Consider the following 25,419-nt stretch of genomic DNA (forward strand, 5'->3'; position numbering starts at 1 on the left):
GTTCGCGGCTTTCGGTCCGGTGGGGGTTCCCCATTCGGCCGACGGTCACTGTGATGTGAGGGGGAGGGCAACGGCGAAGGCCCCGTCCTGGGGACGGGGCCTTCTGGAGGTGGCTGGGGCCGGGATCGAACCGGCGACCTATCGCTTTTCAGGCGATCGCTCGTACCAACTGAGCTACCCAGCCACGCAGCTCACCGGGGTGATCTGCAAGCGGTCCTGACGGGATTTGAACCCGCGGCCTCCACCTTGACAGGGTGGCGAGCACTCCAAACTGCTCCACAGGACCATGTATTGCGCGAGGGTAATTCTCGCACAGTGTGTTGCGTGCTCCCAACGGGATTTCTTCTTCCACACGGAGGTGGAGTGAAGGGCGATCCCGGAGGAAACGGTGCTCTCCGTCACTGTTTCCTCGGAGCACTGCCGACTCCAGGAGGTTGACTCCCGGTGTTGGTGGAGGTGCTCGTCAGGTCTGGTGACGTCGCTGGATCAGCGTATCAGAGTGGATGCCGTGCTCTGAAAACGTGGCGCCGGGGCCAATGGATCTTGTCGCTCGATGGGGCACGGCAGGTCGGACCGGTTCGGCCGACACCTTGAGTGGCTCGGTGTCGGCGGAGTCGCTGTGTCTCCAAAGCGGCAACAGGGCCCTGTGGCAGGTCCTTTGACGGCGCTTTCTCCTCGCTTTCATCGGGGTTTCAAGAGCCCGTCCCACCCTCGGGGACACAGTGAGGAGGAACTGATGCACCCCAGGAACGGGAGGCTTCCCGGAACCGCTGCCGGGTCACGCGGGCACGCTCCACAGCGGCTCGTCCGCGGGTTCGATGCCCAGTTCGTCCCGGAGCAGGGTGCGCAGTGCCTGGAACGCGGTGCGGGCCTCGCCCCGGCGGCCCGACTCCCGCAGGGACGCGACGAGGGCCTGGTGGAACCACTCGTTGAAGGGGTGGGCGGCCACCAGGTCGCGCAGTTCGGGGACGAGCTGGCGGTGTCGGCCCGCGCGCATCTCCGCCTCGACGCGGATCCGCTGCGCGTGGATGCGCAACTCCTCCAGGTAGTCCACGTGGCCGGCGAGTACTCGGCCGGGGCGCAGCGTCGACAGGGCTCGGCCCCGCCACAGGGCCAGGGCCTCGTGGCAGGCGGAGGCTGCTTCGGCCGGGCGGTCCAGAGCGAGCAGCCGCTCGCCCTCCTTGCTCAGGCGCACGAATCGGGTCGCGTCGAGCCGCTCGGGGTCGATGTCCAGGACATACCCGGCCTGCCGGGTGTGCAGCAGGTGGCGTGCGGGCGTGCCGAGTGCTTCGTCGAGCTGGCCGCGCAGGTGGTAGATGTGCGTCCGCACGGTGCTGACGGCCCAGCGGGGCGGACGCTCCTCCCACAGCTCGTCGATGAACACATCGACGTCGACCACCTGGCCCAGGCGCAGCAGAAGCAGAGCCATCACCTTGTTCACCTTGGGGCCGCGCAGGGTGTGGGGGGTGCCGTCCACGGTGAGGTGGAGGGCGCCCAGTACCGAGAAACGCTCGTGCGTGTCGTCGTTCACGGGCCGGAATACAAACACGGCCGCGGGCCGCGTGCGGTGCGGCTGCGCCTCAGTGGGCGTACGGCTGCGTCCAAAGAGACATCAGCACAGAAGGTGGAATCATGACCGAACCCTCGCAGGTGCTCATCGTCGGCGCGGGCCCGGTGGGCCTCGTCACGGGGATCGAACTCCTCCGGCGGGGGGTGCCGGTGCGCGTCGTCGACCGCTCCGAGCGGCCCAACCCGCACTCCAAGGCGATCGCCCTGTGGCCGCGGGGGATCGAGGCGCTGGCGCGGTTCGGCGCCGCGGACGAACTGCACCGGCGGGGTGTGGTGCTTCGGGCCCAGAACTACTACTCACAGGGGCGGCGCGTCGCTCGGCTCGCCTTCGGCGGAATGCGCCGTACCCGCTACCCGTATGCGCTGTCGATCCCGCAGCAGGAGACGGAGGCGGTGCTGCGAGACGTGTTCCAGGACCTCGGCGGTGTCATCGAGTTCGGCACCTCCCTGACCGGCTTCTCCCAGGACGGAGAGGGTGTGCGGGCCGAGCTGGAGACCGGGTCGGCCCAGCGGACGACCGAGCGGTTCGGCTGGCTGGTGGGGTGTGACGGCGCGCACAGCACAGTGCGCGGCGGGCTCGGGGTGCCCTTCCGGGGCAGCTCGTACCCGCAGCAATTCCTTCTCACCGACGGCCCCGTCCGTACGTCGCTGGCCCATGACGAAGTGCACTACTTCATGTCGGGCGCCGGGATCCTGGTCGTGGTGGGGCTGCCGGGCGGCTCGTATCGGACGTTCGTGAGCGCTGCCCCGGACCTGCGGGTGGACGACGCGACCCAGGCGGTGCAGCAGGCCGCGTCCGAGCGTTGCCCGGTACCGATCGAGCTGGTCGGCGAGCAGCGCACCGGGGTGTTCCGGGTGCACCGCAAGGTCGTCGACCGCATGCGCGTGGGCCGGGTCCTGCTGGCGGGTGACGCGGCGCACATCCACAGTCCGGCGGGCGGCCAGGGGCTCAACACAGGGATCGAGGATGCCGCCTCGCTGGCCTGGCGCCTCGCCGGAGTACGAGCGGGGCGGTACCGGGACGAGGTGCTCGACCGGTGGGAGAGCGAGCGGCTCGGGGTGGCGCGGGCGGTCGTCGGTGACACCGACTGGCAGACCCGGATGTGGACCATGAACGGCTGGCGGGCACGGGCGCGCGACGCGGTGCTCGGCGTGGGCGGGCGCAGCGGCGTTCTGAACCGCGTGGTGGTGCCGCGCCAGGCGCAGCTTTCGCTCGCCTACCCGGGCCCGCGGGAGCGGGTGGGTCGGTTGCGCACCGGGATGCGGTTGCCCGACGTACCGCTCGACGCGGGGCGGTGGCTGCGGGACGAACTGGACTCCACGGAACCGCTGTTGCTGTTCTTCCCGGGCGTGGGAAAACACCGGCGCGATGTCGGGGGCCTGGTCGAACACCACCGGAAGAAGCATGTCGGCATCCGTGTGACCGCGCCGGCCGACACGGGCGAACGCGCTCATCGGCTGCTCGGTCTCGTCCGGCCGTGTGCGGTCCTCGTACGGCCCGATGGAGCCGTCGTCGCGCTGCGCGACCCATTCGGTGATGAATTTGAATTGGACCAGTCCGTACGTGAATTGACCGGTGTGGCAGCCGAGGCGCGATGGGTAGGCTGATCACGTGCTGATATCTGAATTCTCGAAATCTCCGCTACGTGTTGTGCTGTTCGCGGACGGTGCTTTCTCTCATCCCGAGGGAAAGACCGCCCAGGGTGTCCTGCGGCACAGCACATGGCTCCGGCCCGTGGCGGTGATCGACCGCTCCCACACGGCCCCGACCACGGCATCCGTGGTCCCCGGGACCGACGTGCCGGTCGTCGGGTCACTCGCGGAAGCCATACGGTTCGAGCCGGACGCGCTGGTCGTGGCACTGACCGAGTCCGACTTCGGGGAGTCGGTCGACGGTAAGTTCCTGCATACGCCCCGGGAACCGGGTGACCTCCCAGATTTCTGGTGGGACACCATACGTACCGCCGTGCGCGACGGCCTCCACGTCATTTCCTGTCTGCATGTGCGCCTCCGCGAAACGGAACTGGTCGACCTGCTCGCCGACGGCCGGGAAATAGTCGACGTCAGGCGTCCGTACGAGAATTTGCCAAAATATTCCGGACGTCGTCGCCGCACCCGGGCCAGGCTCATTCACATCGCGGGCAGCGACTGCGTCGTGGGCAAGCGCACAGCCGCGTTGCAGATACACCGGGAAGCCCTCTCCCGGAACATTGACTCCGGCTATGTGGGGACGGGCCAGACCTGTCTGCTCGCCGGGTGCACCGAGGGAGCCATCATCGACAGGACCCCGGTGTTCCAGGCGGCCGGACTCGTGGAGCACCTCGTCCAGCGTGCGGACCCGCGCCACGACCTGCTGGTCATCAAGGGGCAGGCGTCCGTCATGCACCCGGCCTTCGGAGGCCTGGCCACCGCGATCCTCCAGGGCTCCCAGCCGGACGCGGTGATCTTCGCCCACGACCCGGACCGTGGGGCTCGCTACCACTGGGACCATCTGCCGCTGGCGGACCTGGAGACCGAGCTGCGCATGGTCGAGCAGCTCGGCGGCGCTCCGGTCGCCGCGATCGCGACGCGCGGCCGGGAGAACGTACGGCGCCTTGCCGCCCTCGGGCTGCCGGTCGCCGACGTCCTGGACGGCGATGGCGCGGCGGTGCTGCTCGACGCGGCGCGGCGCGTCTGGGCCGGCCCGCGGGAGACCAGGGGAGCGCTGTGACGGTCGAGGTGGTTCTGCGCGCGGCGGCGGCGTTCGGTGAGTGCCCGACGTGGGACGCGGCGGACGGGTCGCTGCTCTGGGTGGACCTGAACCGGTGCGAGGCACATCGGCTGCGTCCCGCGGACGGCAGCGACACGGCGCTGCGGTTCGACCAGCCCGTCGCCGCGGCCAAGCCCCGGGCGGGCCGGGCGGGCGGTCTGGTGCTGACCCTCCGGGACGGGGTGGCGGTAACGGGGCCCGACGGGGCGGTGCGCATGGTCACGGATTGGTCGGCCGAAGGGGTGCGGGGGAACGACACCGGCGTGGACCGCCGGGGCCGCCTCTGGGTCGGCACCGTCGCCGGGGACGTCGCGCCGGGGTGGCTGGGACGGCTCTCGGGGGACGGGGCGACACACCGGGTGGTGACGGACACCCGGCTGAGCAACGGCATCGCCTGGAGCCCGGACGACCGCCGGATGTACTTCGTGGACACCCCCACGCGCCGCGTCGACGTGCTCGACTACGACCTCGCGTCCGGCACGGCCGTGAACCGGCGCCCGTTCGTGGACCTCGCCGACGTCGAAGGGGTGCCCGACGGCCTGTGCGTCGACGCCGACGGCGGTGTGTGGGTGGCGCTCTTCCGGGGTGGCGCCGTCCGGCGCTACACCCCGGAGGGCCGTCTCGACAGGGAGATCCGCTTCCCCGTCTCGCTCACCACCGCGTGCGGCTTCGGCGGCCCCGACCTGACCGAGCTGTACGTGACCTCGGCGCGTCGCGCACCCGACCACGACGAGCCACTCGCGGGCAGCGTGTTCGTGGTGACCGGGGTCGGCCAGGGCGTCGCGGCGCCCGCCTTCGCTGGCTGACCGTCCACGGTCACCCGGTGGGCGTGCGGCGCTCCCGCTCGGGCAGGGCGGCGAAGGCGCGGGAGACCTGGACCAGCCACCGTACGTCCGAGGAGAAGTCGAGGTCGCCGGGGCTCGTGGCGCGGCCCGATGCGATGCGCGGAGCCGGATCGCCCGCGGTATCGGGGGCCGGACCCCCCGCGGCACCGGAGCCCGGATCGCCTGCCTGACCGGTCACGGCGAGGACATCGGCCCGGCCGGGTGCGGCGACTGCGGCCGGTGCGGCGATCGGGACCACGCGGTCGGCCGCCCCCGCACCTCCTGACTCCGCGGCGAGCGCGGCGGCGATTCCGGCTGCCTCCCAGGCTGCCCGTTCCCGCTCCGTGCTGTCGGGGGGTGGCGCGGGTGCCGGGCCGGAGGTCTGGTGGACGCGCAGGGCCAGGCAGCCGTCCCTGATCTCGATGACCCGGCGGTGCAGCGCGAAGCGCAGGTCCCACAGGGCGGACAGGTCGCCGCGCGGATCGGTGTGCAGTGAGGTCTCCGGGTGCGCCCGGTGCAGCGCGTACCAGAGCGGACGCAGCCGCCGGTAGCTGCGCAAGTCGGCGCACCAGGCGTGCAGGGAGTCGAGCCGCTGTCCCCACAGGGGAGCCGTCCAGCCGATGGTGTTGAGCGCCATGCCGAGGGTCAGGCTGGTCCGCGTCGTGTTCGCCCACAGGGAGGGGTCCCAGCCGAGGTGGACCAAGAACACGTCGGCGAAGCGGCCGAGCGAATAGACGAGATCGAGGCCGGCGCCGACCGCGGCGGTGCGCAGCCCGCGCCGCACCCAGGTGTCCTCGGTCCGGCCGGCGTAGAACCAGCAGGCGCGCGCCACGACGGCCTTGCCGAGTGCGAACGCGGTGAGGTACACGACCTCGTACGCGACGAAGTAGGGCTGCTCGCCGGGGTGTGCGAACGAGTTGTGAGGATGGCCGTGCGTGGTGGCCAGCTGGAACAGGACGGCCATCGCGACGGGTACGCAGGCGATGACGGCGACCGCGCGGCGGGCTCGCGCGCGGGCGGCGTCGGCGGGGTACAGCCAGTGGATGAGCAGGACCTGCTGGCAGGCGATCACCGCGATGATCCACATCTGGACCGAGACGTTGTACCAGGTGACCGTGCCGAAGAGCGACCCCGTCCAGTGCGCCGGGGCCGACATGGCGAGGTACATGCCCTGGCACCCGAAGGAAGCGCACAGGGCGACGACCGCGGGCTCGCGGCGCCGGTGCCGGTGCCGCAGGATCGGGGTGAGCGTGCGGGCGAAGGCGAGCCAGCAGACCAGCGCCGCAAGCGGGTAGCGGACGCTGTTCACGCGCGGCCCCTGCGGCGCCAGTCGAGGGAGCCGCGGATGCGGTCGAGGACGCCGTCCGAGGGAGTGGCGGCAGGGGCGGGTGCGGGGACGTCCGGCCTCTCACGCAGCCGTTCACCCAGGAGGAACGCCATCACCTCGGCTTCCCGCTCCTGGATGTCGGAGTAGGTGTCACGGCACAGCAGGTCCTGCACCAGCGACGGGTCGAGGTCCGGGAAGAGCGTGGCGACGGGGTCGGAGCCGCCGCTCCCGCTGCGGTGGCCGCACAGCATGTGGGCCAGTTCGTGGGCGACGATGTGCTCTTGGTGGTGGCGGCTGGTCTCCTGCTCGTACACGACGTAGTCGGCGTCCGAGAAGGCCAGCCACAGACCGCAGGGCCCGCTCGCGGACAGGGGCATCGGCACCAGGTGGAGGGGCCGGTTCCGCGAGCTGCCGAGGTGGGCGCAGAGGGTCATCAGGTCGTAGGTCTCGGGCAGTTCGAACGAGGCGAGCCGTTTGCGGCACTCGCGGCGCAGGGTCTGCAGTCCGGCTGCCTCGTCGCCGCGGGGGCGTATGAATCGCATCGAGTGCCCTATCCCCGTCCCTCGGCGCCTTCCGTGCCGTCTCGGCCTCCGTCGGCCCGTGCGGCCCCGTCCGGCCGCGGGTGCCCGGAGGCCGCCGAGTGCAGTTGGCTCACCTCGTGGATGATGCGGGCCAGGTGCTTGCGGCCGGAGTCGTCCATGCTCATGGCGCGCAGCGCGATGTCCCGGACATCCGCGTTCCCCAGGGCCGAAGCGAGCGCCAGCTGGGCGTCGATCCGGTCGGCGGCGACATCGTCGAAGAAGTAGGCGGCGGGGACCCGGAAGAAGGCCGCGAGGGCCTCCAGGTGCCGCTTGGTCGGGTTGTCGCGCTGGCCTGTGCGCAGTTGCCAGACGTACGTCTTGGAGAACGTGCCCCCGCTCTGCTCGCTGCAGCCCCGGGCGACCTCTTCGTACGAGTACTCCCGGCCGTTGGTCAGGATGGTCTTGAAGAGCCGGTCGACCTTGTCGGCCAGTTCGGGCATCGCGGGCTCCTTCTGTCCGCAGGCGTGAACACGTGGGTCGTGTGAAAGTCATCGTAGTTGACACTCCGCGGGGGCACACCTACCGTCGAGCCGTTAGCTGAGATGGACAAGCGGGTCCTGGGCGGCAGCCATGGCAGGTCGCCGCTCTGCGTCGCCCGCGGGTCACAGGGGACGTACTCAGGAGGCTCGGGTGGGGACACCGCAGGTGGGGACAGTTCGGCGGGCAGCGCCACAGCTCGGGGAGCGGCGACCGGCACCGGCCGTCCCGGACGTCCTCGACCGGTATCGCGACGCCCTGCGCAGCGCGGGCAGTCCCCTCGGTGCGCGTCCGGAACTGTGGCAGGACGCCGCCGAACAGGCCGCGGTGATCCTCGCCGACCACGAGGCGCGTGCGGACAGCACGGACCAGGCCCGAGCGGGCGACCGCGCGGAGGTCTCCGCTGCGCTCGGCGCCCGGTGGGCCGCCGCGGGAGTCGGGCTTGCCGACTGCCTCGGCGCCACCGAGTACCTCGCGGACGCCGCGCTCGCCCGCTCCTCGGCTCGCCGATGGGCCGCCGCGGGGCCGGATGCCGCGGACGCGCTCCACCGGGTGATCTCCCGGCACAACCGGGCCACCGCCCGCGGCTACGAAGAGCGGCTGCGGGCCGACGCCCGGAGCCGGGACGCCGACTGCTGCGGACGCCTGGCCCGCGACGTCCATGACCATCTGGGCAGCAGCCTCGCCCTGGCCCTGCGCCAACTCGAGCTGTACCGCGTCAGGACGAGGGCCACGACCGCGCACGCGGCCGACGGCGAACGCCACCTCCGCGCACTCCACGACGCGCTCGGTCAGGCCGCGGACCTCACCCGTGGCCTTGTCTCGGGACTGCGCACGGTGCAAACGGCGGCGGACACCGGCCTGGGCCAGTCACTGCGGGACTGCGCCGCGCAACTGGACCCGGCACCGGACGGCCCGGCGGTGCGGGTGCGGGTGACGGTGGAGGGAGACGAGGCGAGGCTCCCGCCGGGCCACCGTCGGGAACTGTTCCTGATCCTGCGGGAGTTCCTGCGCAACTCCTTCACCCACGCCGATCCCAGCACTGTCGCGATCGGCCTCCGCGTCCGGCCCGCAGGCGTCGAGGTCCACGCTGTCGACGACGGCCGAGGCTTCTCCTACGGGGCAGTGCGAGAGCACGGCGGCGGACTGACGGCCGTACGCGAACGGGCGTCCCGGCTCGGCGGACGGTGCGTGCTGCTCAGCACACCGGGCGACGGCACCCGACTGCTGCTGTGGGTGCCGCTTCCCGGCAGCCGCCGTCCGCAGGAGGAAGAGCGGCGGAGTGCGTATGAGGAGGCGGCATGGATCCCATCCGCATCCTGATCGCCGACGACCACACGCTGTTGCGCGACGCGCTGGCAGAACTGCTCGACACCGAGGAGGACTTCGAGGTCGTCGGGGTCGCCGGTGACGTGTCCGAGACGCTCGGCCTGGTCGCCGAGCTGGACCCGCACGTACTGCTCCTCGACATCGAGATGCCGGGCAACCAGCATCCGCCGAGCACCGTGCGGCACCTGCGCCAGCTGGCTCCGGGGCTACGGATCCTGCTGCTGACCATGCATGACGACCCTCGGCTCGTCCAGGCGCTGCTGCCTCTCGGCATCCGAGGGTTCCTGCACAAGACGGTGAGCCACCAGTCCCTCGCGGGCACGGTGCGCGACGTGTGCGCGGGCGGCAGCCGGGTCACTGTCTCCTTGTCCGCGGAGAGCCTGGCCGCGCCCGAACCCGACGGCGGCGGGGTGCTGTCCGCAAGGGAGACGCAGGTGGTGGAACTGGCCGCGAGCGGACTGAGCAACTACCGGATCGCCCGGCGGCTCTCCATCGCCGAGGGAACCGTCAAACGCCATATGCGCAACATCTTCGGCAAGTTGAGTGCGGGCTCACGGGTGGAAGCGGCGAACAAGGCCGTGGAACTGGGCCTGATCGCGCCGCCGGTGGCGGTGCCGCGGGCAGGGTCCCGGGTCGGCCGGCAGCACCGGCCCGCGCCCGGGGAGCCTGCCGCCGCGCGGCAGGCCGGGGTTCAGATGCCCATGCCGATGCCACCGCCCACCGGCAACACCGCGCCGGTCACATAGCCCGCCTGCTCCGACGCCAGGAACCGGACGGCCGCGGCGACCTCCTCGGCCGTACCCGGCCGGCCCAGTGGAGTCATCCCCATGACCTGCCGCATCCGGCGCTCGCTCAGTGCACTGGTCATATCGGTCTCGATGATGCCGGGCGCCACCAGATTGACGGTGACACCCCGGCCTCCCAGTTCCCAGGCGAGCGAACGGCCGAAGCCGAGCAGCGCGGTCTTGGCGGCGGCGTAGTTGGTCTGCCCCGGCGAGCCCAGGAACCCCAGCGCGGACGACACCAGCACGATCCGGCCCCGGCGCGCGGCCAGCATGCCGCCGGCCGCGGCCCGCACGGTGCGGAAGACCCCCTTGAGGTTGGTCTCGAGCACCTCGTCGAACGCCGCGTCGTCCATGCGTGGCAGCAGCGTGTCCCGGGTGATGCCGGCGCTGGCGATCAGGACCTCGACGGGCCCCTGCTCCCGGGCGACGGTGTCGAACGCGGCGCGCACGGACTCCTCGTCGGTCACCTCGCACCGCACCCCGAGGAACCCCTCCGGCGGGGTGCCCGTGCGATGGCCGACGGCCACCCGGTCGCCGTCGGCCGCCATGGCCCGCGCCACGGCCAGACCGATTCCCCGATTGCCTCCGGTGACGAAAACAGAACGTGACATACGTACGCAGTCCTCCTAGGACGGTGAAGCCAGAACGAACCGGTGCGGACCGCACCGTGGGTGCGCGACTCAGCGCCGCGGGGACTCGACCAGCAGGCATGACCAGGTGAAGCCCGCGCCCGCGCTGAACACCAGGGCGGCGTGGCCGGGCGCGGGCAGGCCCCGCCGCACCAGATCGGCGAGTCCCGCGAGGGCGTCGCCCGCGCCCAAGTGGCCCGTCGCACGTCCGAAGTCGAGCAGCTGCGCGTCCACGCACTGGGCGAGGACCGGGAGCCACGACTCGGTCAGCGTCTTCGCGCCGAACCGGGGCAGGACGACATGGCTCAGGCGCGGGTCGGACGCGGTCATTCCCGCGTCCGCCAGAGCCTCGGCCACGACCGTACGGATGGCCCGCTCGTTGGCCGTGGTGAAGGGCTCCACCCCGTTGACGCGCAGCCAGGATCGCTTGGTGGCACGCATGTCGACCCGCTCGCGCAGGTCGCGCGCGGCCGGCATGAAGGGGTCCGTGCCGCGGTGCATCTCCTCCAGCTCCGGGTCCGCGTACGTCGCGACCGAGCGCAGGAGCAGGGCATCGCCGGGCACGGCCGGGCGACGCAGCACGACGGCCGTGCCGCCGTCCCCGTACGCGACGCCGTAGTCGCTCGCCCAGCGGTCGAAGCCGGGCTCTGCGAACCGGTCCGCGGTGGTCACGAGCCCGAGCCGGGGGCGTGATGCCTCCGCGGAATCCGCTGTGGCGAGCCACGCCGTGACAAACCCGAGGGCGGCCGCGCCGCCGTTGCAGACCTGCTGGACCCCGACGGGGAGGGCCCGCGGGGCCCCGAGCCGACGTGCGACGTAGTGGGCGGGCGACCACAGGTCGTGCCCCTGGTGGTACATCCACGCATGGGCCAGCACCGCAAGGCGCTCGGCCGGCTCACCGGCCGCGTCCAGGGCCAGGTGCGCCGCGCGGACGGCGGCGTCGGGAGGGGCGGTGACGTCGGCGTCGGGCAGGGACTCGTGGCCCAGGTCCTCGGCCGCACGCTCGCGCAGGCGGCCGGCGGCGACCGCGTTCGAAGCGAGGGACCGCCCCTCGGGCAGCCACAGTCCGGCCGCCGCTATGCCGACCGGCTCCGTCGGTCTCATCCCCGCACCACCCCGCCCCTTTTCCACCTGGTCGTCGTGCTCCCGGTCGTGTTCCAACCGGTCGTTTCGCACCTGATCGTTTCCATCGCGGGAATGCTTGAAGGGCCCGATGAAAACGCGGGCAAAAGCGAGCCGACCAGGAGCGCGTGCCCGTTGCGGGACTCCTATGGAGGGCGCGGTGCCGCCCTTCGGGGACACCCCCGATGGCACTTTGGAAGTGCTTGTCGCTGCCTCTGCCTCCGGGATTGGCTGACGCAGACCCACCGGGGAGCCGCGGAGCCGCCCCGGACCGCGGTCTCACACAGGCCAACGGGCTTGTTCCGCAGATCAATTCGGCCGGCCCGTTCGGCGGACTGACCGATCGATTCGGAGGGCAGGACATGAGCGACATCGTCATATCGGAGGAGCAGCGCGAGAGGGTGCGTGCCGTCGTGGCGGACGTACTCGAGGCGGACCTCGACGCGCTGACCGACCGGAGCAGCTTCGCCGACGACTTCGAGGCCGACTCGCTGCTGGTCATCGAGATCTTCTCGCGCTTCGAGCGGGACCTCGGCATCAAGATCCCACAGGAGGCCATGACCGAGCTGGACGATCTGCCCAGCGCCTACGCCCTGGTCGCCGCGCACAGCGCCCCGGAGGCGCTGGGTGTCTGACAAGGCCGCCGATGCCGGGCGCCGGGTCGTGGTGACCGGGCTCGGCGCGGTGAGCGGTCTCGGTCTCGGCGCCCGCGCGTTCACCGCGGCGATCAGGGCCGGACGCGGCGGCATCGGGCCCGTCGAGCAGTTCGACGCGACGGGTTTCGAACGGTCCCTCGCCGGTGAAGTGCGCGGATTCCACCCGGAGATGCACCTGCGCGGGACCGACCCGGCACGGTGGGGCCGCAGCGGCCGGTTCGCCGCCGCGGCCGCCCGGATGGCGGTACTGGACGCGGGGATCGACCAGCGGGAGCTGTCCGCCCTGCGCACCGCGAGCTGCTTCGGCACGACGAACGGCGAGTCTCAGGTCGTCGAGCGGCTGACGGAGCGGTGGGTGACGGACGGCGGCCTCGCCGGCCTCGACCCCGTCCTCGCCGGGCAGGCGGATGCCGGCCGGATCGCGGCGGCGGTCAGCGCCGAGCTGGATCTGAGCGGCGAGGCCCTGACCTTCGGCACCGCGTGTGCCGCGAGCAACTACGCCATCGGGTACAGCTTCGACCTCATCCGCACGGGAGAGGCGGACGCGGTGCTGTGCGGTGGGGCGGACGCTTCCAACCGGGCCACCCACGCCGGGTTCCACCGCCTCGGCGCCCTCGCCGCGGATGTTCCGCGCCCCTTCGACGAGCGGCGCGACGGCATCGTCACCTCCGAGGGCGGTGCGGCGCTGCTCCTCGAACCGCTCGACGCGGCCCTCGCACGCGGTGCCCGCGTCTACGCCGAGGTGCTCGGCTACGGCATGACGTGCGACGCGCGGCACATGACCAACCCGGATGCGGTGTCCATCGCCGAGTGCATCCGGCGCGCCCACCACAACGCGGGGGTCAAGCCCGGCGACGTCGACTACATCTGCGCGCACGGCACCGGAACGCGGGCCAACGACGCCACCGAGACGGCGGCCGTGCGCGAGGTTTTCAACGACTCTCCGCCACCGATCAGCTCCATCAAGTCGATGCTGGGCCACACGATGGGCGCCGCGGCCGGGTTCGGCGCCCTGGCGTGCTGCGCCGCCCTCTTCGAAGGCTTCCTGCCGCCGACCGCGACGGTGCGCCAGGTCGACTCGGCCCTCGGCCCGGACCTCGACTGCGTCCCCGGGCAGGCCCGGGCCGCGCGGCCACGCGTCGCGCAGAACCATGGATTCGCCTTCGGCGGCAACAACGCCGTCACGATGTTCGGGGGGTTCTCCCGATGAGGACTGTCGACAGGACGCCCGGCGTGGCCACCGCCGCTCCGGCGCGACCGGTGGCCCCGGTCGACCTCGTGGCGGCGGGCGTGATCAGTGCCGCCGGGGTGGGCCTTGACGCGCTCGGCGACGCCCTGCGCGCGGGCCGGGCCGAGGGCGGCCGGCCGGACGCCGCCCGGGACACGGAGACGTACCCGCCCGTCGAACTGCGCGCGGCCGACTTCGCGGCCGTCGACCTCCTCGGGCGCAAGGGCCTGAGCCGGCTGACTCGGGCCGACCAGCTCGGCGCGGCCGCGTGCGGTCTGGCGCTCGATTCGGTCGCCGACCCCGCAGGGACCGGTGTGGTACTCGGCACGTCGCTGGGCAGCGCCGGCGCGGTCGCCAGGTTCGCCCGGGACACCTTCGTCCAGGAGCGCCCCTACCTGGTGAATCCCTCGGACTTCCCGGGGACGCTGATGAACTCGGCGGCCGGGCGCACCGCCATCCGCCATCGCCTCACCGACGTCAACGCGACCGTCTCAGGCGGCCCGCTGGCGTCCCTGCACGCGCTGCGCTACGCACGCCAGACCCTGCTGGCCGGCCACGCACGGCGGATCCTGGCGGGAGGCGTGGAGGAACTGTCCCCGCAGAGCGCCTGGGCCTGGCACCGCACGGGTGCCCTTGCTCCGCGCGTCGCCCTCGGCGAAGGTGCGGCGGTGTTCGCCCTGGAGTCCCCGGGTGAGCGGCGCGGTGCCGGGACGCCTCCCTTGGCCAGGCTCATGGTGTGCACCACCGGCTTCGCGGACGTCGCCCGCGGTGCCCTCGTGGTCGCCCATCGCCTCACCGCGTGCGTCGAGGGCGCCCTGCGACGTAGCGGCCTGACGGCGCAGGACGTGGCCGTCGTCGCTCCCGGTGCGGCCGGGCGGCGCGGATGGGCGGCGGTGGAGGAGCGGGCGTTGCGCGCCGCGCTGCCCGCCGCCGCGGACCGGCACCGTCTGCCGGTGCACGCGGTGCTCGGCGAGACCCATGGCGCGGGCGCCGCGCTCCAGGTGGCCGGGGTCCTCGCCCGCTGGCAGGACCCGCGGCTCGACACCCGGCACGAACACGCGGCACTCGTGACCTCGTGCGGACCGGACGGGTCGGTCGGCTGCGCCGTCCTCGTCCGCGCGAACGCCCCGGTGTGAGGGGCCGCTTGCCCTGCGGGCGGCCGCACGCACACCCGGCGCCGTACACCACCCCCATATCCCCCATATCCCCCTCCTCTTCTCCTCTTCGTCTGTTTCGTAAGGAACCCTTCTCCATGCGCTACCGCTACCTCGGCCGCACCGGCCTCCAGGTCTCAGAGCTGTCGTTCGGAGCGGCCACCCTCGGCACTCCCGGCGCGTTCGGCGGCCTGCCCGGCGCCAACTGGTCCCAGTTCGGCGTCAACACCGGCGACGACGCCGTACGGCTCGTCCATGCCTGCCACGACGCCGGCGTCAACTTCTTCGACACGGCCGATGTCTACCGCGACGGCGAGTGCGAGGAGCTGCTCGGTCTGGCCCTCAAGGACCGCAGGGACAAGGCCGTCATCGCCACCAAAGCCCGCTTCCGCACCGACCCCGACGACATCAACGCGGCCGGCTCCTCCCGGCACCACCTCGTGCGTGCCGTGGAGGCCAGCCTCCGCCGCCTCGGTACCGACTACATCGACGTTCTCTACCTGCACGGCACCGACCCTCGCACCTCGCTGGAGGAGACCCTCGGTGCCCTTGACGACCTGGTGCGGGCCGGCAAGCTGCGCTACATCGGCTGCTCCAACTTCCCCGGTTGGCAGCTGATGAAGGCCTTGGACATCTCCGACCGCCGCGGCCTGGTCCGGTTCTCCGCCTACCAGGGCTACTACAACCTGGGCGCCAGGGAGCTGGAGCACGAGATCGTCCCCGCCGCCGTTGACCAGGGCGTGGGTGTCACTGTCTGGAGCCCGCTGGCCGGCGGCTTCTTCTCCGGCAAGTACCGGCGCGGCCAGGAAGTCCCCGAAACCTTCCGCCTGGCACACGAAGGACCCTCGGCCATCGCTCCGCTCACTGACCGCGAGCAGGCGTACGACGTGGTCGAGGTGCTGGACGGCATCGCGAAGGAACGAGGTGTCTCCGTCGCGCAGGTTGCCTTGAACTGGGTGCTGAGCAAGCCGGCCGTGACCTCGGTGGTGTTCGGCGCGAGTCGCCCGGACCAGCTCCGCGACAACCTCGGTGCTGTCGAGTGGGAGCTGACACCGGTCGAGACGGCACTCCTCGACACGGCGAGCGAGCGCCCCGCCCCGTACCCCTACTGGCACATGCGCGCGATCGCAGGCGACCGCGACCTTCCCGGCGACATCCTGCCCTGAGCCCTGAGCCCTGAGCCCTGAGCCCTGAGCCCTGAGCCCTGAGCCCGGCCCTCGCCCGGGCCGTCCCCCCTCGATCCACCTACGTACGGACCCCACCAGGAGCACAGCCGTGCCCATTGCCGTGATCGCCCTCTCCCTCAGCGGTTTCGCCATCGGCGTCACCGAGTTCATCATCGCGGGCATCCTGCCCGACATCGGATCCGACCTTGGCGTCTCCATCCCCACCGCGGGGCTGCTGGTGTCCGGATACGCGCTCGGCGTCGTCATCGGCGCCCCGCTCCTGACCGTGCTCTGCGCGCGCACCGAACGCAAGCGCCTGTTGATCCGGCTCATGGCGCTGTTCCTGATCGGCACGGTCGTGTCCGCCCTCGCGCCCACCTACGGGGTGTTGATGGCGGGCCGCGTCCTGTCGGCGCTCGCCCACGGCGCCTTCTTCGGCGTCGCGATGGTGGTGGCCGCGGACCTCGTGGCCGGTGACCGCAAGGGCCGCGCGGTGTCCATGGTCGCCGCGGGCCTGACCATGTCCACCATCCTCGGCGTCCCGGCGGGAACCTTCATCGGGCAGAACTTCGGCTGGCGCTGGGCCTTCTGGATGGTCGCTCTCTTCGGAGCCGTCGGCCTCGCCGGCATTTCCGCGCTCGTGCCCAGGACTCCCGCGCCCGAGGGCACCGGCCTGCGCGGCGAACTGAGCGTGCTGCGCCGCCCCCAGGTGATCCTGGTGCTGCTGACCACCGTGCTCGGCTTCGGAGGTGTCATGACCTCGTACACCTACATCGCCGAAATGGTCACCAAGGTCACTGGCTTCTCCGACGGTGCCGTCACCCTGATCATGGTCCTGTTCGGGGTCGGGATGTTCGTCGGCAACCTGATCAGTGGCCGACTCGCGGACCGTGCCCCCAACAGCGCCATGTGCGGCTCGCTGGCCCTGCTCACCGTGGTCCTCGCGGTGTTCGTCCTCACCGTGCACGACAAGACGGCCACCTGCGTGACCGTCTTCCTCTTCGGCGCCGCCACCTTCGCCACCATCTCGCCTCTCCAGATGCGGATCATGGCCAAGGCCGACGGAGCCCCCACCCTGGCCTCGGCGTCGAACATCGCCGCCTTCAACCTCGCCAACGCCGCGGGCCCGCTGCTCGGCGGCCAGATCATCCACGCCGGCCTCGGCTACCCGGCCCTCAACTGGGCGGGCGCCCTGGTGACCCTCGCCGGTCTGTTGCTCGCCGCACTCGGGGTGGCCGTCGAGCGCCGTGCCGACGCCGTGGCACCGGCCCCCGCCCCCGCCGTCACGAGCGGCTCAGCCGCCCACTGACATCCGACCGCATCAACGATCCGCTACGAAAGGGCAGTCACAGTGGAAACCCAGGTCCTGGAGGCGCCCCCCGAGGCGCCCGGTTACGACCGGACCGTGTCCCGCGCCCTGGTGCACCGCTGGGCGCTGTCCGAGGTGTTCCTGACCGACTCGGTGTCCGTGGGTGACGGCCTCTTCGTCGCCGGTGCGCAACTCCCGCTCACCCACGGGTACTTCCGGGACCACATCCCCGGACGCCGCCACCACGATCCGCTGCTCGTCCTGGAGAGCTGCCGCCAGGCCGTGACGTATGCCTCCCACGTCCACGAGGGCGTATCCGCTGACACCACGTTCATGGTCACGTCCTGGACGCTGGACATCGCCGACCCGGCGGCCCTGAAGTGCGGCGAGCGCCCCGGGGAGCTGCGGATGGACGGGGAAGTCACCGACCGACGCAGGCGTGGCGGTCGGCTGCGGGGCCTGGCCTTCGCCATGGATCTGACCCTGGACGGCCGCCCGCTCGGCAGGCTCACCATGGACACCAACTGCACGCCCACCGACCAGTACCACGCGCTGCGGCGGATGCAACGGGGCACGGCCGTGCCCACGGCCTTCGACCTCCCGGCCGACCCGGCCGGTGAGCCGGTGGAGCCCGCGCTGGTGTGCCGCCTCGACTCCGCGAACGCGGTCCTCGACGCGGTACGCCGACAGGGGGCGGCCCTGACCGCCCGGCTCAGCCCGCGCACGTACCGCAATCGCAGCATGTACGACCACCCCTACGACCACGTTCCCGCGATGGTGTTCAGCGAGGCGGCGCGGCAGTGCGGCCTGCTGCTCGGCGCCGACGCGAGCGCCGTCACCGGGTCCCCGCCGGACTCCGGCCCTCGCCGGGTCCTCAGGCTGCACGGGTCCTTCGTGAAGTTCGCCGAGCTGGACGCCGAGGTCCTGCTGAGCGCCGCACCGGAGGACGGAGCCGGGCCGGGTGCCTTCCGCATGGCAGCCGTGCAGGGGGACGAGACGGTCGCGGAGGTGCGCGTCACGCTCGGCTGAGCCACCGCCTTCCCTTCCCCTTCCCCTTCCCCTTCCCCCTCCCCCCTCCCTTCAGCCCCGACCGCACTCGGAGTTCTTGTGATCACCCCACCGTTGCCTTCGGCGACCGCCGTCGCGTTCTTCGACGTCGACGAGACGCTGACCACCGTCAAGACCATGTTCGACTTCTACGACTTCTTCCTGGCCGCCGTCGGCCACAGCGAGGAGGAGCAGGCCCGGCTGCGGGACGACGCCCGCGCCCTGCTGCTCCCGGGCCTGCCCCGGGAGCAGGGCAACCGCCTGTTCTACCGGCGGTTCGCGGGCTACAAGGCCGAGCAGGTCGACGCCGCGGGCGAGGCCTGGTTCGACCGGCACCTTGAACGCGGTGGGTTCTTCCACCGTGACGTCCTCGACGCCTTGCGGGAGCACCGGGCGGCGGGCCTGGCCACGGTGCTGGTCTCGGGCTCCTTCCAGGGCTGCCTGGGGCACGTCGCTGCGTACGTGGGGGCGGACGCGGTGCTGTGCACCCGGCCCGAGATCCGAGACGGCGAGTACACCGGCGACGTACTGGAGACCATGATCGGCGACGCCAAGGCGCGGGCCGCCCGCGCCCTCCTCGCGGAGCGCGGCATCGCACCGGAGCACTGCCACGCGTACGGCGACCACACCTCCGACCTGGAGCTGCTCCGCCTCGTGGGCCACCCGGTGGTCGTCGGCTCGCATCCGGACATGGTGGCCGAGGCCGCCCGCAACGACTGGCGCCGCCTGCCCGGCGTACCCGGCTGACTGTCCCCCTGCACAGAGACCGAGCGATGGGCACCATGACGACGACGCAGCAGATACCGGAAGACCGCCCCGGCACGGCCACGGTCGAGCGCGGGACCGACCTGGCCGGGCTGCTGTTGCGGGCCGCAGCAGAGTTCCCCCGAGCACGGGGTCCGCTACTGCTCGGGGGAACGGGCCCTCGACCACACGCCGCGCACCTATCCACAGCTGCTCGACGACTCCCGTCGGCTGCTGGACTCCTTGCGTGCGGCGGGGGTCCGTCCCGGACGGGTCGTGGTGCTCCTGCTGGAACAGCCCGAGAAGTTCCTCCCGGCCCTCTGGGCGTGCCTGCTCGGGGGGATCACCGTCTGCCCGCTGGTTCCCGTCCGCGACGATCCGCAACGTTGGGCAGCGCAGTTGAGCCACGTCCATGCCCTGCTCGAAGGGCGCTCATGGTCACCGACAGCGGGACGCGTGCGGAGCTTCCGGCAGTTGAAGGGCTGGCGGTGGCCACCTTCGAGGAACTGGCCCGGGCCGCCGCCGCCACCCCGACTCCCTTCTCGATCGTCGAAGCGTCCGTGAACGGGAGCTGACCGCGGGCCGTGCCCGCGCTTGGCGTGCGTATGAGGCGGAGCGGGAGTGGCTTCAACAGGCTGTGGACAACCACAGGCGCAGGCAGCGCACCACTCGGCGCCAGGCTCAAGAGCGCGAGCCCGGCGATCCGGAGGCAGAGATCTGTATCACATGGCCCGCCTCGCGCCTGGACAGCATCACAGAAACGGAGGAAAACGGCGGAAAGAGTGACAGAAAGGACGCCAGCTACTCAGAAGCACGCCCCCACGATGGAGAGCGTGCCTCGAAGCTGTAGGTGCCCCCAACGGGATTCGAACCCGTGCTACCGCCTTGAAAGGGCGGCGTCCTGGGCCACTAGACGATGAGGGCTAAGAGGCCCGCCGTGGCGCTTTGCAGCGCGTCGGGGACGTGAGAAGCATATGGGATGGGGGGAGGGATCGCCAAAACGGTTTACGAGGGCGGGACCGGAGGTGGTGTCGAAGGGTCGGCCCCGGGCTGGTTCTCCTTGGGCAGATGGCGGCTGACCTCGGCCTTCGTGAGGCCGAGCCCGCCCAGTTTGATCTCGTCCCAGGCCTGGAGGCGTTTGGTGGCGCGGTCCAGGTAGAGCACGGACGTCTCCACCGGGTCGGGGTGCTCCCCCTCGACCGCGCGCAGGCCGCTGCCCCCCGTCGAACCCTCGATGCGCAGCCGCGTGCCCTCCTCCATGACCTCCATCTCCTGGTGGTGCACATGGCCCGCGAGGACGAGCGGCACCGTCCCGTCCGTCCTCCGCGCGGCCGCCGGGTTGTGCGCGACGGCGATGTCGACCGGCGTGCCCTTGGCGGCCTGCTCGCGGAGGGAGGCCGCGAGGTTGATGCCCGCCATCTCCTCCACCGGGTTGCCCTCCTGCTTCACCGAGCGGTCCGGTGTGAACTGGGGGTCCCCGATCCCGGCGAAGCGCAGGCCCGCGACGTCGACCGGCTTGCCGCCGTCGAGCACGTGGGTGTTCTTGAGCTTCTTCACATAGCGCTGCGTCGCGAACGAATCGTGGTTGCCGCGCACCCACACGTAGGGCGCGCCCAGGTCTTCGATCGGGTCGAGGAAGGCGTTCTCCGCGGCGCTGCCGTGGTCCATGGTGTCGCCGGAGTCGACGATGACGTCGATCTCGTACTGCTCGACGAGCGAAGCGATGATCTTCCAGCTCGCCGGGTTGAGGTGGATGTCCGAGACGTGCAGCAGGCGGATCGTGGACGGGTCCGGCTCGTACGCCGGGAGGGTGGACGTCACGTCGTACAGCTTCGTCACGTTCGTGACCAGGCGCGCCAACTCCCTTTGGTAGACGTCGAATTCGCTGACGATGTTCCGGGCGTTGCCGACGACCGAGGGGGCGCTGCTGAGGAGGCCCGAGAACTTCGGCTCCAGGACCGACTTGGGGTTCCAGGTCGCGTACGCCGCCGCGCCCGATGCCGCCAGGAGGGCGAGGGCGAGGCCGCCCGCCGCGAGCGCCCTGCGCGGCCTGCGGTACACCGCGAGGCCCAGCGCCGTGGCGCCCGCGACCACCGCCGCGCACGAACGCACCGCCAGGTCGAGCGTGCCCGTGACGACGTCCTCCGCCACCTCCTCCTGCATCCCCGAGATCCGCTCCGGATGGTCCACCAGGGCCTCCGAGCGCACCGGGTCCAGGCGGTCCACCTCGACGTCCAGGCGGATCGGCGCCACGTGCGAGTTCAGTTCCAGGGCGCCGAGCGGCGACACGTCGATCTTCGTGCCGCCGGTCAGGGACGGGCGCAGCTGCATCCGCGTGTCCATGGGCCCCACGGACGTACGTACGCTGCCGACGATCAGCAGCCCCAGCCAGGCCCCCAGGAGCACCACCGCCACCAGGCCCACCGCCCGGCCGAACGGGTGCGGGGTGCTGGTGAGGTTCGTGGTGGGGGGCGGGTGTGCCGCGCGGTAGCGGCTGACGAGAGCGGTCGTCGCCCCGCGCAGGCCACGCAGGTTCCGCAGAACGACAGTCCAGTCGCGCCCCATTGGGGCCGTATGCCCATGCGGGGTGGTGGCTATGCCCGCGCCGGGCGGTCGCCGTGCCCGTCGGCCCACGGGCGCCGGCCCGGTGCGCGGCCGTTCCCCGCCGGGGCGGCGGTGGGCGTGGGGCGTGGGGCGTGGCGGACAATGGGCGTGTGCTGGAGATGACGCGCGAGGAGTTCGAGGAACTGGTGGCCGAGGCGCTCGACCGGATTCCTCCCGAGCTGACGCGGCTCATGGACAACGTCGCGGTGTTCGTCGAGGACGAACCGCCCCGCGACGACCCCGAGCTGCTGGGTCTGTACGAGGGAACTCCGCTCACCGATCGCGGGGAGTGGTACGCCGGGGTGCTGCCCGACCGCATCACCATCTACCGGGGACCCACCCTGCGGATGTGCGAGTCGCGCGAGGACGTCGTCGCCGAGACCGAGATCACCGTGGTGCACGAGGTCGCGCACCACTTCGGGATCGACGACGAGCGGCTGCACGCCCTGGGGTACGGATGAGGTTCCGGGGCCTCGCGGACGGTCGAGCGCGGTCGGATTGAGGCTTCGGTCACAGGTCGGGCGCGGGCGCGGGGTTTCCGTGTCCTCTTGCGGGGCGCGGGAGTTGGGCAGGGCGTTCCTTCCCCCCAGCGCCTTCGGAGGTGCTCGGCCGTGCGCCATGTGTACGTTTCCGTTCGGTGGGCCGCGGCTGTCGTGGCCGTCGCGGCCACCGCGGGCTGTATGAGCATCGGCGACGACGGGAGCGGCGCGCCCGCCCCCGCGCGGTCCGCCGGTGAGCGGAGCGGGGCCGCCGCCCCCGACGGGGGGACCGTCACGCCCGGCGGCTCCCGCGCCGACGGGCGCGCGGACGGCCGCCGGGGCGGAGAGAAGGACGGCAAGGGCGGCAAGGACGGCAAGGACGGCGATGAGGACGGCGGCAAGGACGGCAAGGAGCCGGCCGCCGGGCGCGGGAAGGACGCCGCGTCGGACCACGAGCACCCGAAGGGCGGCTCCGGCGGCGGCTCGACCGTCGAGCCCACCAACGACGGCGGCAAGCCCTCGCCGACCCGTACGCGGCCGGGCCCCCGGCCGACCCGGAGCACCCCCGCCCCCGACCCGACGTCCGCGACGCCCACGCCGACCCAGGAGCCGACGCCCCCGGAGCCGTCGTCGTCCGCCCACGGCGGGGTGGGGGAGCCCGCGGGGCAGGGGGAGCCCTCGCCTCAGGCCGGGCCCGCGTAGGGGGTGTGGCGCCGTCGTCGGGGCCTTGGGAAAGCCCCGATATGGTGGGCGTTTGCCAATTGGGGTGGAGGGTGCGTATGGTGGTAGATCGTTTGATCCCATTTGCCCGGCCCTCTTGGTGGAAAAGCCACAGAAGAGCGCCGCGTGGCGCGTACTCTCCCTTGCCGTGGCTGACCGCATAGAGGCGGTCCATTGCGAAATCACGGAGTTGACGGGCGCGTGCCGAGACTCCGGAAGGTTTCGCATTTCGCATGTCCATTTTTAGTTCTGACCACGCCGTCCTGCCCGAGAACGAGTCGGTCGAGGCCGTCGAAGCCGTCGAGGCCGTCAAGAGCGACGCCGTAGCGGCTGTCGCCGAGGCCGCGGAGACCGTCGAGGCCGCGGACGTCACCGAGGTCACCGCCGACGCCGAGGCCGTCGAAGACGACGCCGAGCCCGAGATCACCTTCGGCGACCTCGGCCTGCCCGACGGCGTCGTCCGCAAGCTCGCCCGCAACGGCGTGCACACCCCGTTCCCGATCCAGGCCGCGACCATCCCGGACGCCCTGGCCGGCAAGGACATCCTCGGCCGCGGCCGCACCGGCTCCGGCAAGACCCTCTCCTTCGGTCTGCCGACCCTGGCGCGCCTCGCCGACGGCCACACCGAGAAGAAGAAGCCCCGCGCGGTCATCCTCACCCCGACCCGCGAGCTGGCGATGCAGGTCGCCGACGCCCTCCAGCCCTACGGCGACGTCCTCGGCCTGAAGATGAAGGTCGTCTGTGGTGGTACTTCCATGGGCAACCAGATCTACGCCCTGGAGCGCGGCGTCGACATCCTCGTCGCCACCCCCGGCCGCCTGCGCGACATCATCAACCGCGGCGCCTGCTCCCTGGAGAACGTCGAGGTCGCCGTCCTCGACGAGGCCGACCAGATGTCCGACCTGGGCTTCCTGCCCGAGGTCACCGAGCTGCTCGACCAGGTCCCGGCCGGCGGCCAGCGCATGCTGTTCTCCGCCACGATGGAGAACGAGATCTCCACGCTGGTCAAGCGCTACCTGAACAACCCGGTGACGCACGAGGTCGACAGCGCCCAGGGCAACGTCACGACCATGACGCACCACATCCTGATCGTGAAGCCCCGCGACAAGGCGCCCGTCACGGCCGCCATCGCCGCCCGCAAGGGCCGCACGATCATCTTCGTCCGCACCCAGCTGGGCGCCGACCGCATCGCCGAGCAGCTGCGCGATGCCGGTGTGAAGGCCGACGCGCTGCACGGCGGCATGACGCAGGGCGCGCGCACCCGCACCCTCGCCGACTTCAAGGACGGCTACGTCAACGCCCTCGTCGCCACTGACGTCGCCGCCCGCGGCATCCACGTCGACGGCATCGACCTGGTCCTGAACGTGGACCCGGCCGGCGACCACAAGGACTACCTGCACCGCTCCGGCCGTACGGCCCGCGCGGGCCGCAGCGGCACGGTCGTGTCCCTGTCGCTCCCGCACCAGCGCCGCCAGATCTTCCGCCTCATGGAGGACGCCGGCGTCGACGCCTCGCGCCACATCATCAACGGCGGCGGCGCCTTCGACCCGGAGGTCGCCGAGATCACCGGCGCCCGCTCCATGACCGAGGTCCAGGCCGAGTCCGCGGGCAACGCCGCCACCCAGGCCGAGCGTGAGGTCCGCGAGCTCACCAAGGACCTGGAGCGCGCCCAGCGCCGCGCAGCCGAGCTGCGCGAGGAGGCCGACCGCCTCACCGCCCGCGCCGCCCGCGAGCGCGGCGAGGACCCCGCGGCCGCGGTCGCGGAGGCCGCCGAGGCCGCCGCCGAGACCGAGGCCGCCGCGGTGTCGGTGCCGGAGCAGCCGGTCGCGGAGCGCGACGCCGAGCGTCCCGCCCGCGAGGACCGTCCCTCGTACGAGCAGCGCCGTCCGGCCCGTGACGAGCGCGGCAACTACGAGAAGGAGCGCCGCTCCTTCGACCGCCGTGACGACCGCGGTGGCGACCGCCGTGACGACCGCGGTGGCGACCGTGGTGGCTTCAACCGCGACCGCCGCGACGACCGTCGTGACGACCGCGGTGGCCGTTCCTTCGACCGCCGTGACGACCGCGGTGGCGACCGTGGTGGCTTCAACCGCGACCGTCGCGACGACCGTGGTGGCTTCAACCGCGACGACCGTGGCGGCGACCGTGGTGGCTTCCGCCGCGACTTCAACCGTGACGACCGCGGTGGCCGTTCCTTCGAGCGCCGTGACGACCGGGGTGGCTTCAACCGTGACCGTCGTGACGACCGCGGTGGCCGTTCCTTCGAGCGCCGTGACGACCGGGGCGGCTTCAACCGTGACCGTCGTGACGACCGTGGCGGCCGTTCCTTCGAGCGCCGCGACGACCGGGGCGGCTTCCGCCGCGACGACCGTCCGTCCGGTCACCGGGGCAGCGACCGCCCGTTCAACCGCGACCGCCGCGACGACCGCCCCGCCGGCGGCCACCGCGCGGGCGGCCACGACCGTCCGTCGTACAACCGCGGCTCCGGCTCCGGCACCGGCTCCTTCGGCCGCCGCGACGACAAGCCGCGCTGGAAGCGCAACGGCTGACGCCGTCCGAGAGCAGTGACCGAAGGCCCGTACGACGTACCCGTCGTGCGGGCCTTCGCCCACCCGTGGGCACACGGACGGGATACCCGATCGGATGCCGGGGCCCGGCGGGCTATGCTCATGGGTGCGCCGACAGCTTGTCGGCGAGGACCGTTAGCTCAATTGGCAGAGCAGTGGACTTTTAATCCATTGGTTGTGGGTTCGAGTCCCACACGGTCTACCGGGAGCGGGTTGGCGAGGACACCGTCCGACCCGCGTGCGAGCGCTCCACTCGATCATTTCGGGTGGGGCGCTCCGCTGTGTCCGGGCTGCTGGCGGGCCCTGGCCGGGCCGCATCGGGTCCGGCGCGTACATGGCAAACTCGGCGGGTG

The 25,419-nt window shown here is 72.0% G+C and carries 23 protein-coding genes and 4 tRNA genes; 17 read left to right on the forward strand and 10 right to left on the reverse strand.

Going from position 1 to position 25,419, the window contains the following annotated elements:
* Positions 1–110: 110 nt before the first annotated feature.
* From QUY26_RS20795 to QUY26_RS20805, 3 genes are all read right to left on the reverse strand, one after another.
* Positions 111–184, reverse strand: a tRNA-Phe gene (locus tag QUY26_RS20795).
* Positions 185–211: 27 nt separating this feature from the next.
* Positions 212–286: transfer RNA gene (locus tag QUY26_RS20800), tRNA-Asp, on the reverse strand.
* A 492-nt stretch (positions 287–778) separates the two neighbouring features.
* Positions 779–1,531 (reverse strand): AfsR/SARP family transcriptional regulator, encoded by a 753-nt coding sequence (locus QUY26_RS20805; protein WP_087884809.1) that lies wholly within the window; start codon positions 1,529–1,531, stop codon positions 779–781.
* A 101-nt stretch (positions 1,532–1,632) separates the two neighbouring features.
* Between QUY26_RS20805 and QUY26_RS20810 the strand changes: the two genes are divergently transcribed.
* From QUY26_RS20810 to QUY26_RS20820, 3 genes are all read left to right on the forward strand, one after another.
* Positions 1,633–3,177 (forward strand): FAD-dependent monooxygenase, encoded by a 1,545-nt coding sequence (locus QUY26_RS20810; RefSeq protein WP_289948867.1) that lies wholly within the window; start codon positions 1,633–1,635, stop codon positions 3,175–3,177.
* 127 nt (positions 3,178–3,304) lie between these two features.
* Positions 3,305–4,279 carry a DUF1611 domain-containing protein gene (locus tag QUY26_RS20815; protein WP_289948869.1) on the forward strand — a complete coding sequence of 325 codons (975 nt, stop codon included), beginning with the start codon at positions 3,305–3,307 and terminating at the stop codon, positions 4,277–4,279.
* The gene (locus tag QUY26_RS20820; protein ID WP_289948871.1) at positions 4,276–5,124 is read left to right on the forward strand and encodes an SMP-30/gluconolactonase/LRE family protein; all 849 of its coding nucleotides are present in this window, start codon (positions 4,276–4,278) and stop codon (positions 5,122–5,124) included. Before QUY26_RS20815 ends, QUY26_RS20820 begins: the two co-directional genes overlap by 4 nt.
* A gap of 10 nt (positions 5,125–5,134) precedes the next feature.
* Here QUY26_RS20820 and QUY26_RS20825 read toward each other — a convergent pair whose 3' ends face one another.
* The 3 genes from QUY26_RS20825 to QUY26_RS20835 are packed head-to-tail and all read right to left on the reverse strand — an operon-like array spanning position 5,135 to position 7,490.
* A complete protein-coding gene (locus QUY26_RS20825) occupies positions 5,135–6,451 on the reverse strand; it encodes an MAB_1171c family putative transporter (RefSeq protein ID WP_289948872.1) in 1,317 nt (438 codons plus the stop codon).
* The gene (locus QUY26_RS20830) at positions 6,448–7,011 is read right to left on the reverse strand and encodes a toxin (RefSeq protein ID WP_289948873.1); all 564 of its coding nucleotides are present in this window, start codon (positions 7,009–7,011) and stop codon (positions 6,448–6,450) included. Before QUY26_RS20830 ends, QUY26_RS20825 begins: the two co-directional genes overlap by 4 nt.
* 8 nt (positions 7,012–7,019) lie before the next feature.
* The gene (locus QUY26_RS20835; RefSeq protein WP_289948876.1) at positions 7,020–7,490 is read right to left on the reverse strand and encodes an XRE family transcriptional regulator; all 471 of its coding nucleotides are present in this window, start codon (positions 7,488–7,490) and stop codon (positions 7,020–7,022) included.
* Between the two features lie 190 nt (positions 7,491–7,680).
* On the opposite strand from QUY26_RS20835, the gene QUY26_RS20840 reads away from it, so the two are divergent.
* Positions 7,681–8,850 carry a sensor histidine kinase gene (locus QUY26_RS20840; protein ID WP_289948878.1) on the forward strand — a complete coding sequence of 390 codons (1,170 nt, stop codon included), beginning with the start codon at positions 7,681–7,683 and terminating at the stop codon, positions 8,848–8,850.
* The gene (locus QUY26_RS20845) at positions 8,829–9,602 is read left to right on the forward strand and encodes a response regulator (RefSeq protein WP_289948880.1); all 774 of its coding nucleotides are present in this window, start codon (positions 8,829–8,831) and stop codon (positions 9,600–9,602) included. Before QUY26_RS20840 ends, QUY26_RS20845 begins: the two co-directional genes overlap by 22 nt.
* Here QUY26_RS20845 and QUY26_RS20850 read toward each other — a convergent pair.
* Together QUY26_RS20850 and QUY26_RS20855 are read right to left on the reverse strand one after the other, a co-directional pair.
* Positions 9,548–10,252, reverse strand: a complete 705-nt coding sequence (locus QUY26_RS20850; protein ID WP_289948881.1) for an SDR family oxidoreductase — start codon at positions 10,250–10,252, stop codon at positions 9,548–9,550. The two genes, QUY26_RS20845 and QUY26_RS20850, sit on opposite strands and share 55 nt — an antisense overlap.
* Positions 10,253–10,321: 69 nt before the next feature.
* Positions 10,322–11,374 (reverse strand): ketoacyl-ACP synthase III family protein, encoded by a 1,053-nt coding sequence (locus QUY26_RS20855; RefSeq protein WP_289948882.1) that lies wholly within the window; start codon positions 11,372–11,374, stop codon positions 10,322–10,324.
* A 380-nt stretch (positions 11,375–11,754) separates the two neighbouring features.
* Between QUY26_RS20855 and QUY26_RS20860 the strand changes: the two genes are divergently transcribed.
* The 8 genes from QUY26_RS20860 to QUY26_RS20895 all read left to right on the forward strand — a co-directional run bounded on the left by QUY26_RS20860 (position 11,755) and on the right by QUY26_RS20895 (position 19,271).
* A complete protein-coding gene (locus tag QUY26_RS20860) occupies positions 11,755–12,027 on the forward strand; it encodes an acyl carrier protein (protein WP_087884800.1) in 273 nt (90 codons plus the stop codon).
* Positions 12,020–13,258, forward strand: a complete 1,239-nt coding sequence (locus QUY26_RS20865) for a beta-ketoacyl-[acyl-carrier-protein] synthase family protein (protein ID WP_289948890.1) — start codon at positions 12,020–12,022, stop codon at positions 13,256–13,258. The genes QUY26_RS20860 and QUY26_RS20865 overlap by 8 nt, the downstream gene beginning before the upstream one ends.
* Entirely contained in the window at positions 13,255–14,412 is a 1,158-nt protein-coding gene (locus tag QUY26_RS20870) for a beta-ketoacyl synthase N-terminal-like domain-containing protein (protein ID WP_289948891.1), read from the forward strand. Before QUY26_RS20865 ends, QUY26_RS20870 begins: the two co-directional genes overlap by 4 nt.
* 116 nt (positions 14,413–14,528) lie before the next feature.
* Positions 14,529–15,596 carry an aldo/keto reductase gene (locus QUY26_RS20875; protein ID WP_289948893.1) on the forward strand — a complete coding sequence of 356 codons (1,068 nt, stop codon included), beginning with the start codon at positions 14,529–14,531 and terminating at the stop codon, positions 15,594–15,596.
* 109 nt (positions 15,597–15,705) lie between these two features.
* Positions 15,706–16,905, forward strand: coding sequence for an MFS transporter (locus QUY26_RS20880; protein WP_289948894.1), 1,200 nt, complete (start codon positions 15,706–15,708; stop codon positions 16,903–16,905).
* Between the two features lie 42 nt (positions 16,906–16,947).
* Positions 16,948–17,934: an AfsA-related hotdog domain-containing protein gene (locus QUY26_RS20885; protein WP_289948895.1), complete on the forward strand. Its 987-nt coding sequence runs from the start codon at positions 16,948–16,950 to the stop codon at positions 17,932–17,934.
* 78 nt (positions 17,935–18,012) lie between these two features.
* Positions 18,013–18,699, forward strand: coding sequence for an HAD family hydrolase (locus QUY26_RS20890; protein WP_289948896.1), 687 nt, complete (start codon positions 18,013–18,015; stop codon positions 18,697–18,699).
* 431 nt (positions 18,700–19,130) lie between these two features.
* Positions 19,131–19,271: a hypothetical protein gene (locus tag QUY26_RS20895; RefSeq protein ID WP_289948897.1), complete on the forward strand. Its 141-nt coding sequence runs from the start codon at positions 19,131–19,133 to the stop codon at positions 19,269–19,271.
* 276 nt (positions 19,272–19,547) lie between these two features.
* On the opposite strand, the gene QUY26_RS20900 is transcribed toward QUY26_RS20895, so the two are convergent.
* Positions 19,548–19,620, reverse strand: a tRNA-Glu gene (locus QUY26_RS20900).
* A gap of 81 nt (positions 19,621–19,701) precedes the next feature.
* On the reverse strand, positions 19,702–21,261 hold the full coding sequence (locus QUY26_RS20905) for a metallophosphoesterase family protein (RefSeq protein ID WP_289948898.1): 1,560 nt from the start codon (positions 21,259–21,261) through the stop codon (positions 19,702–19,704).
* A 149-nt stretch (positions 21,262–21,410) separates the two neighbouring features.
* Between QUY26_RS20905 and QUY26_RS20910 the strand changes: the two genes are divergently transcribed.
* The 4 genes from QUY26_RS20910 (at position 21,411) to QUY26_RS20925 (ending at position 25,268) form a co-directional block, all read left to right on the forward strand.
* Positions 21,411–21,761: a metallopeptidase family protein gene (locus QUY26_RS20910; RefSeq protein ID WP_016643405.1), complete on the forward strand. Its 351-nt coding sequence runs from the start codon at positions 21,411–21,413 to the stop codon at positions 21,759–21,761.
* 219 nt (positions 21,762–21,980) lie between these two features.
* Positions 21,981–22,481, forward strand: a complete 501-nt coding sequence (locus QUY26_RS20915; RefSeq protein WP_289948907.1) for a hypothetical protein — start codon at positions 21,981–21,983, stop codon at positions 22,479–22,481.
* Positions 22,482–22,732: 251 nt separating this feature from the next.
* Positions 22,733–25,048 (forward strand): DEAD/DEAH box helicase, encoded by a 2,316-nt coding sequence (locus QUY26_RS20920; protein ID WP_289948909.1) that lies wholly within the window; start codon positions 22,733–22,735, stop codon positions 25,046–25,048.
* 147 nt (positions 25,049–25,195) lie between these two features.
* A tRNA-Lys gene (locus QUY26_RS20925) sits at positions 25,196–25,268 on the forward strand.
* The last annotated feature ends 151 nt before the right edge of the window (positions 25,269–25,419 follow it).

The organism is Streptomyces flavofungini (assembly GCF_030388665.1).
GTDB lineage: Bacteria > Actinomycetota > Actinomycetes > Streptomycetales > Streptomycetaceae > Streptomyces > Streptomyces flavofungini_A.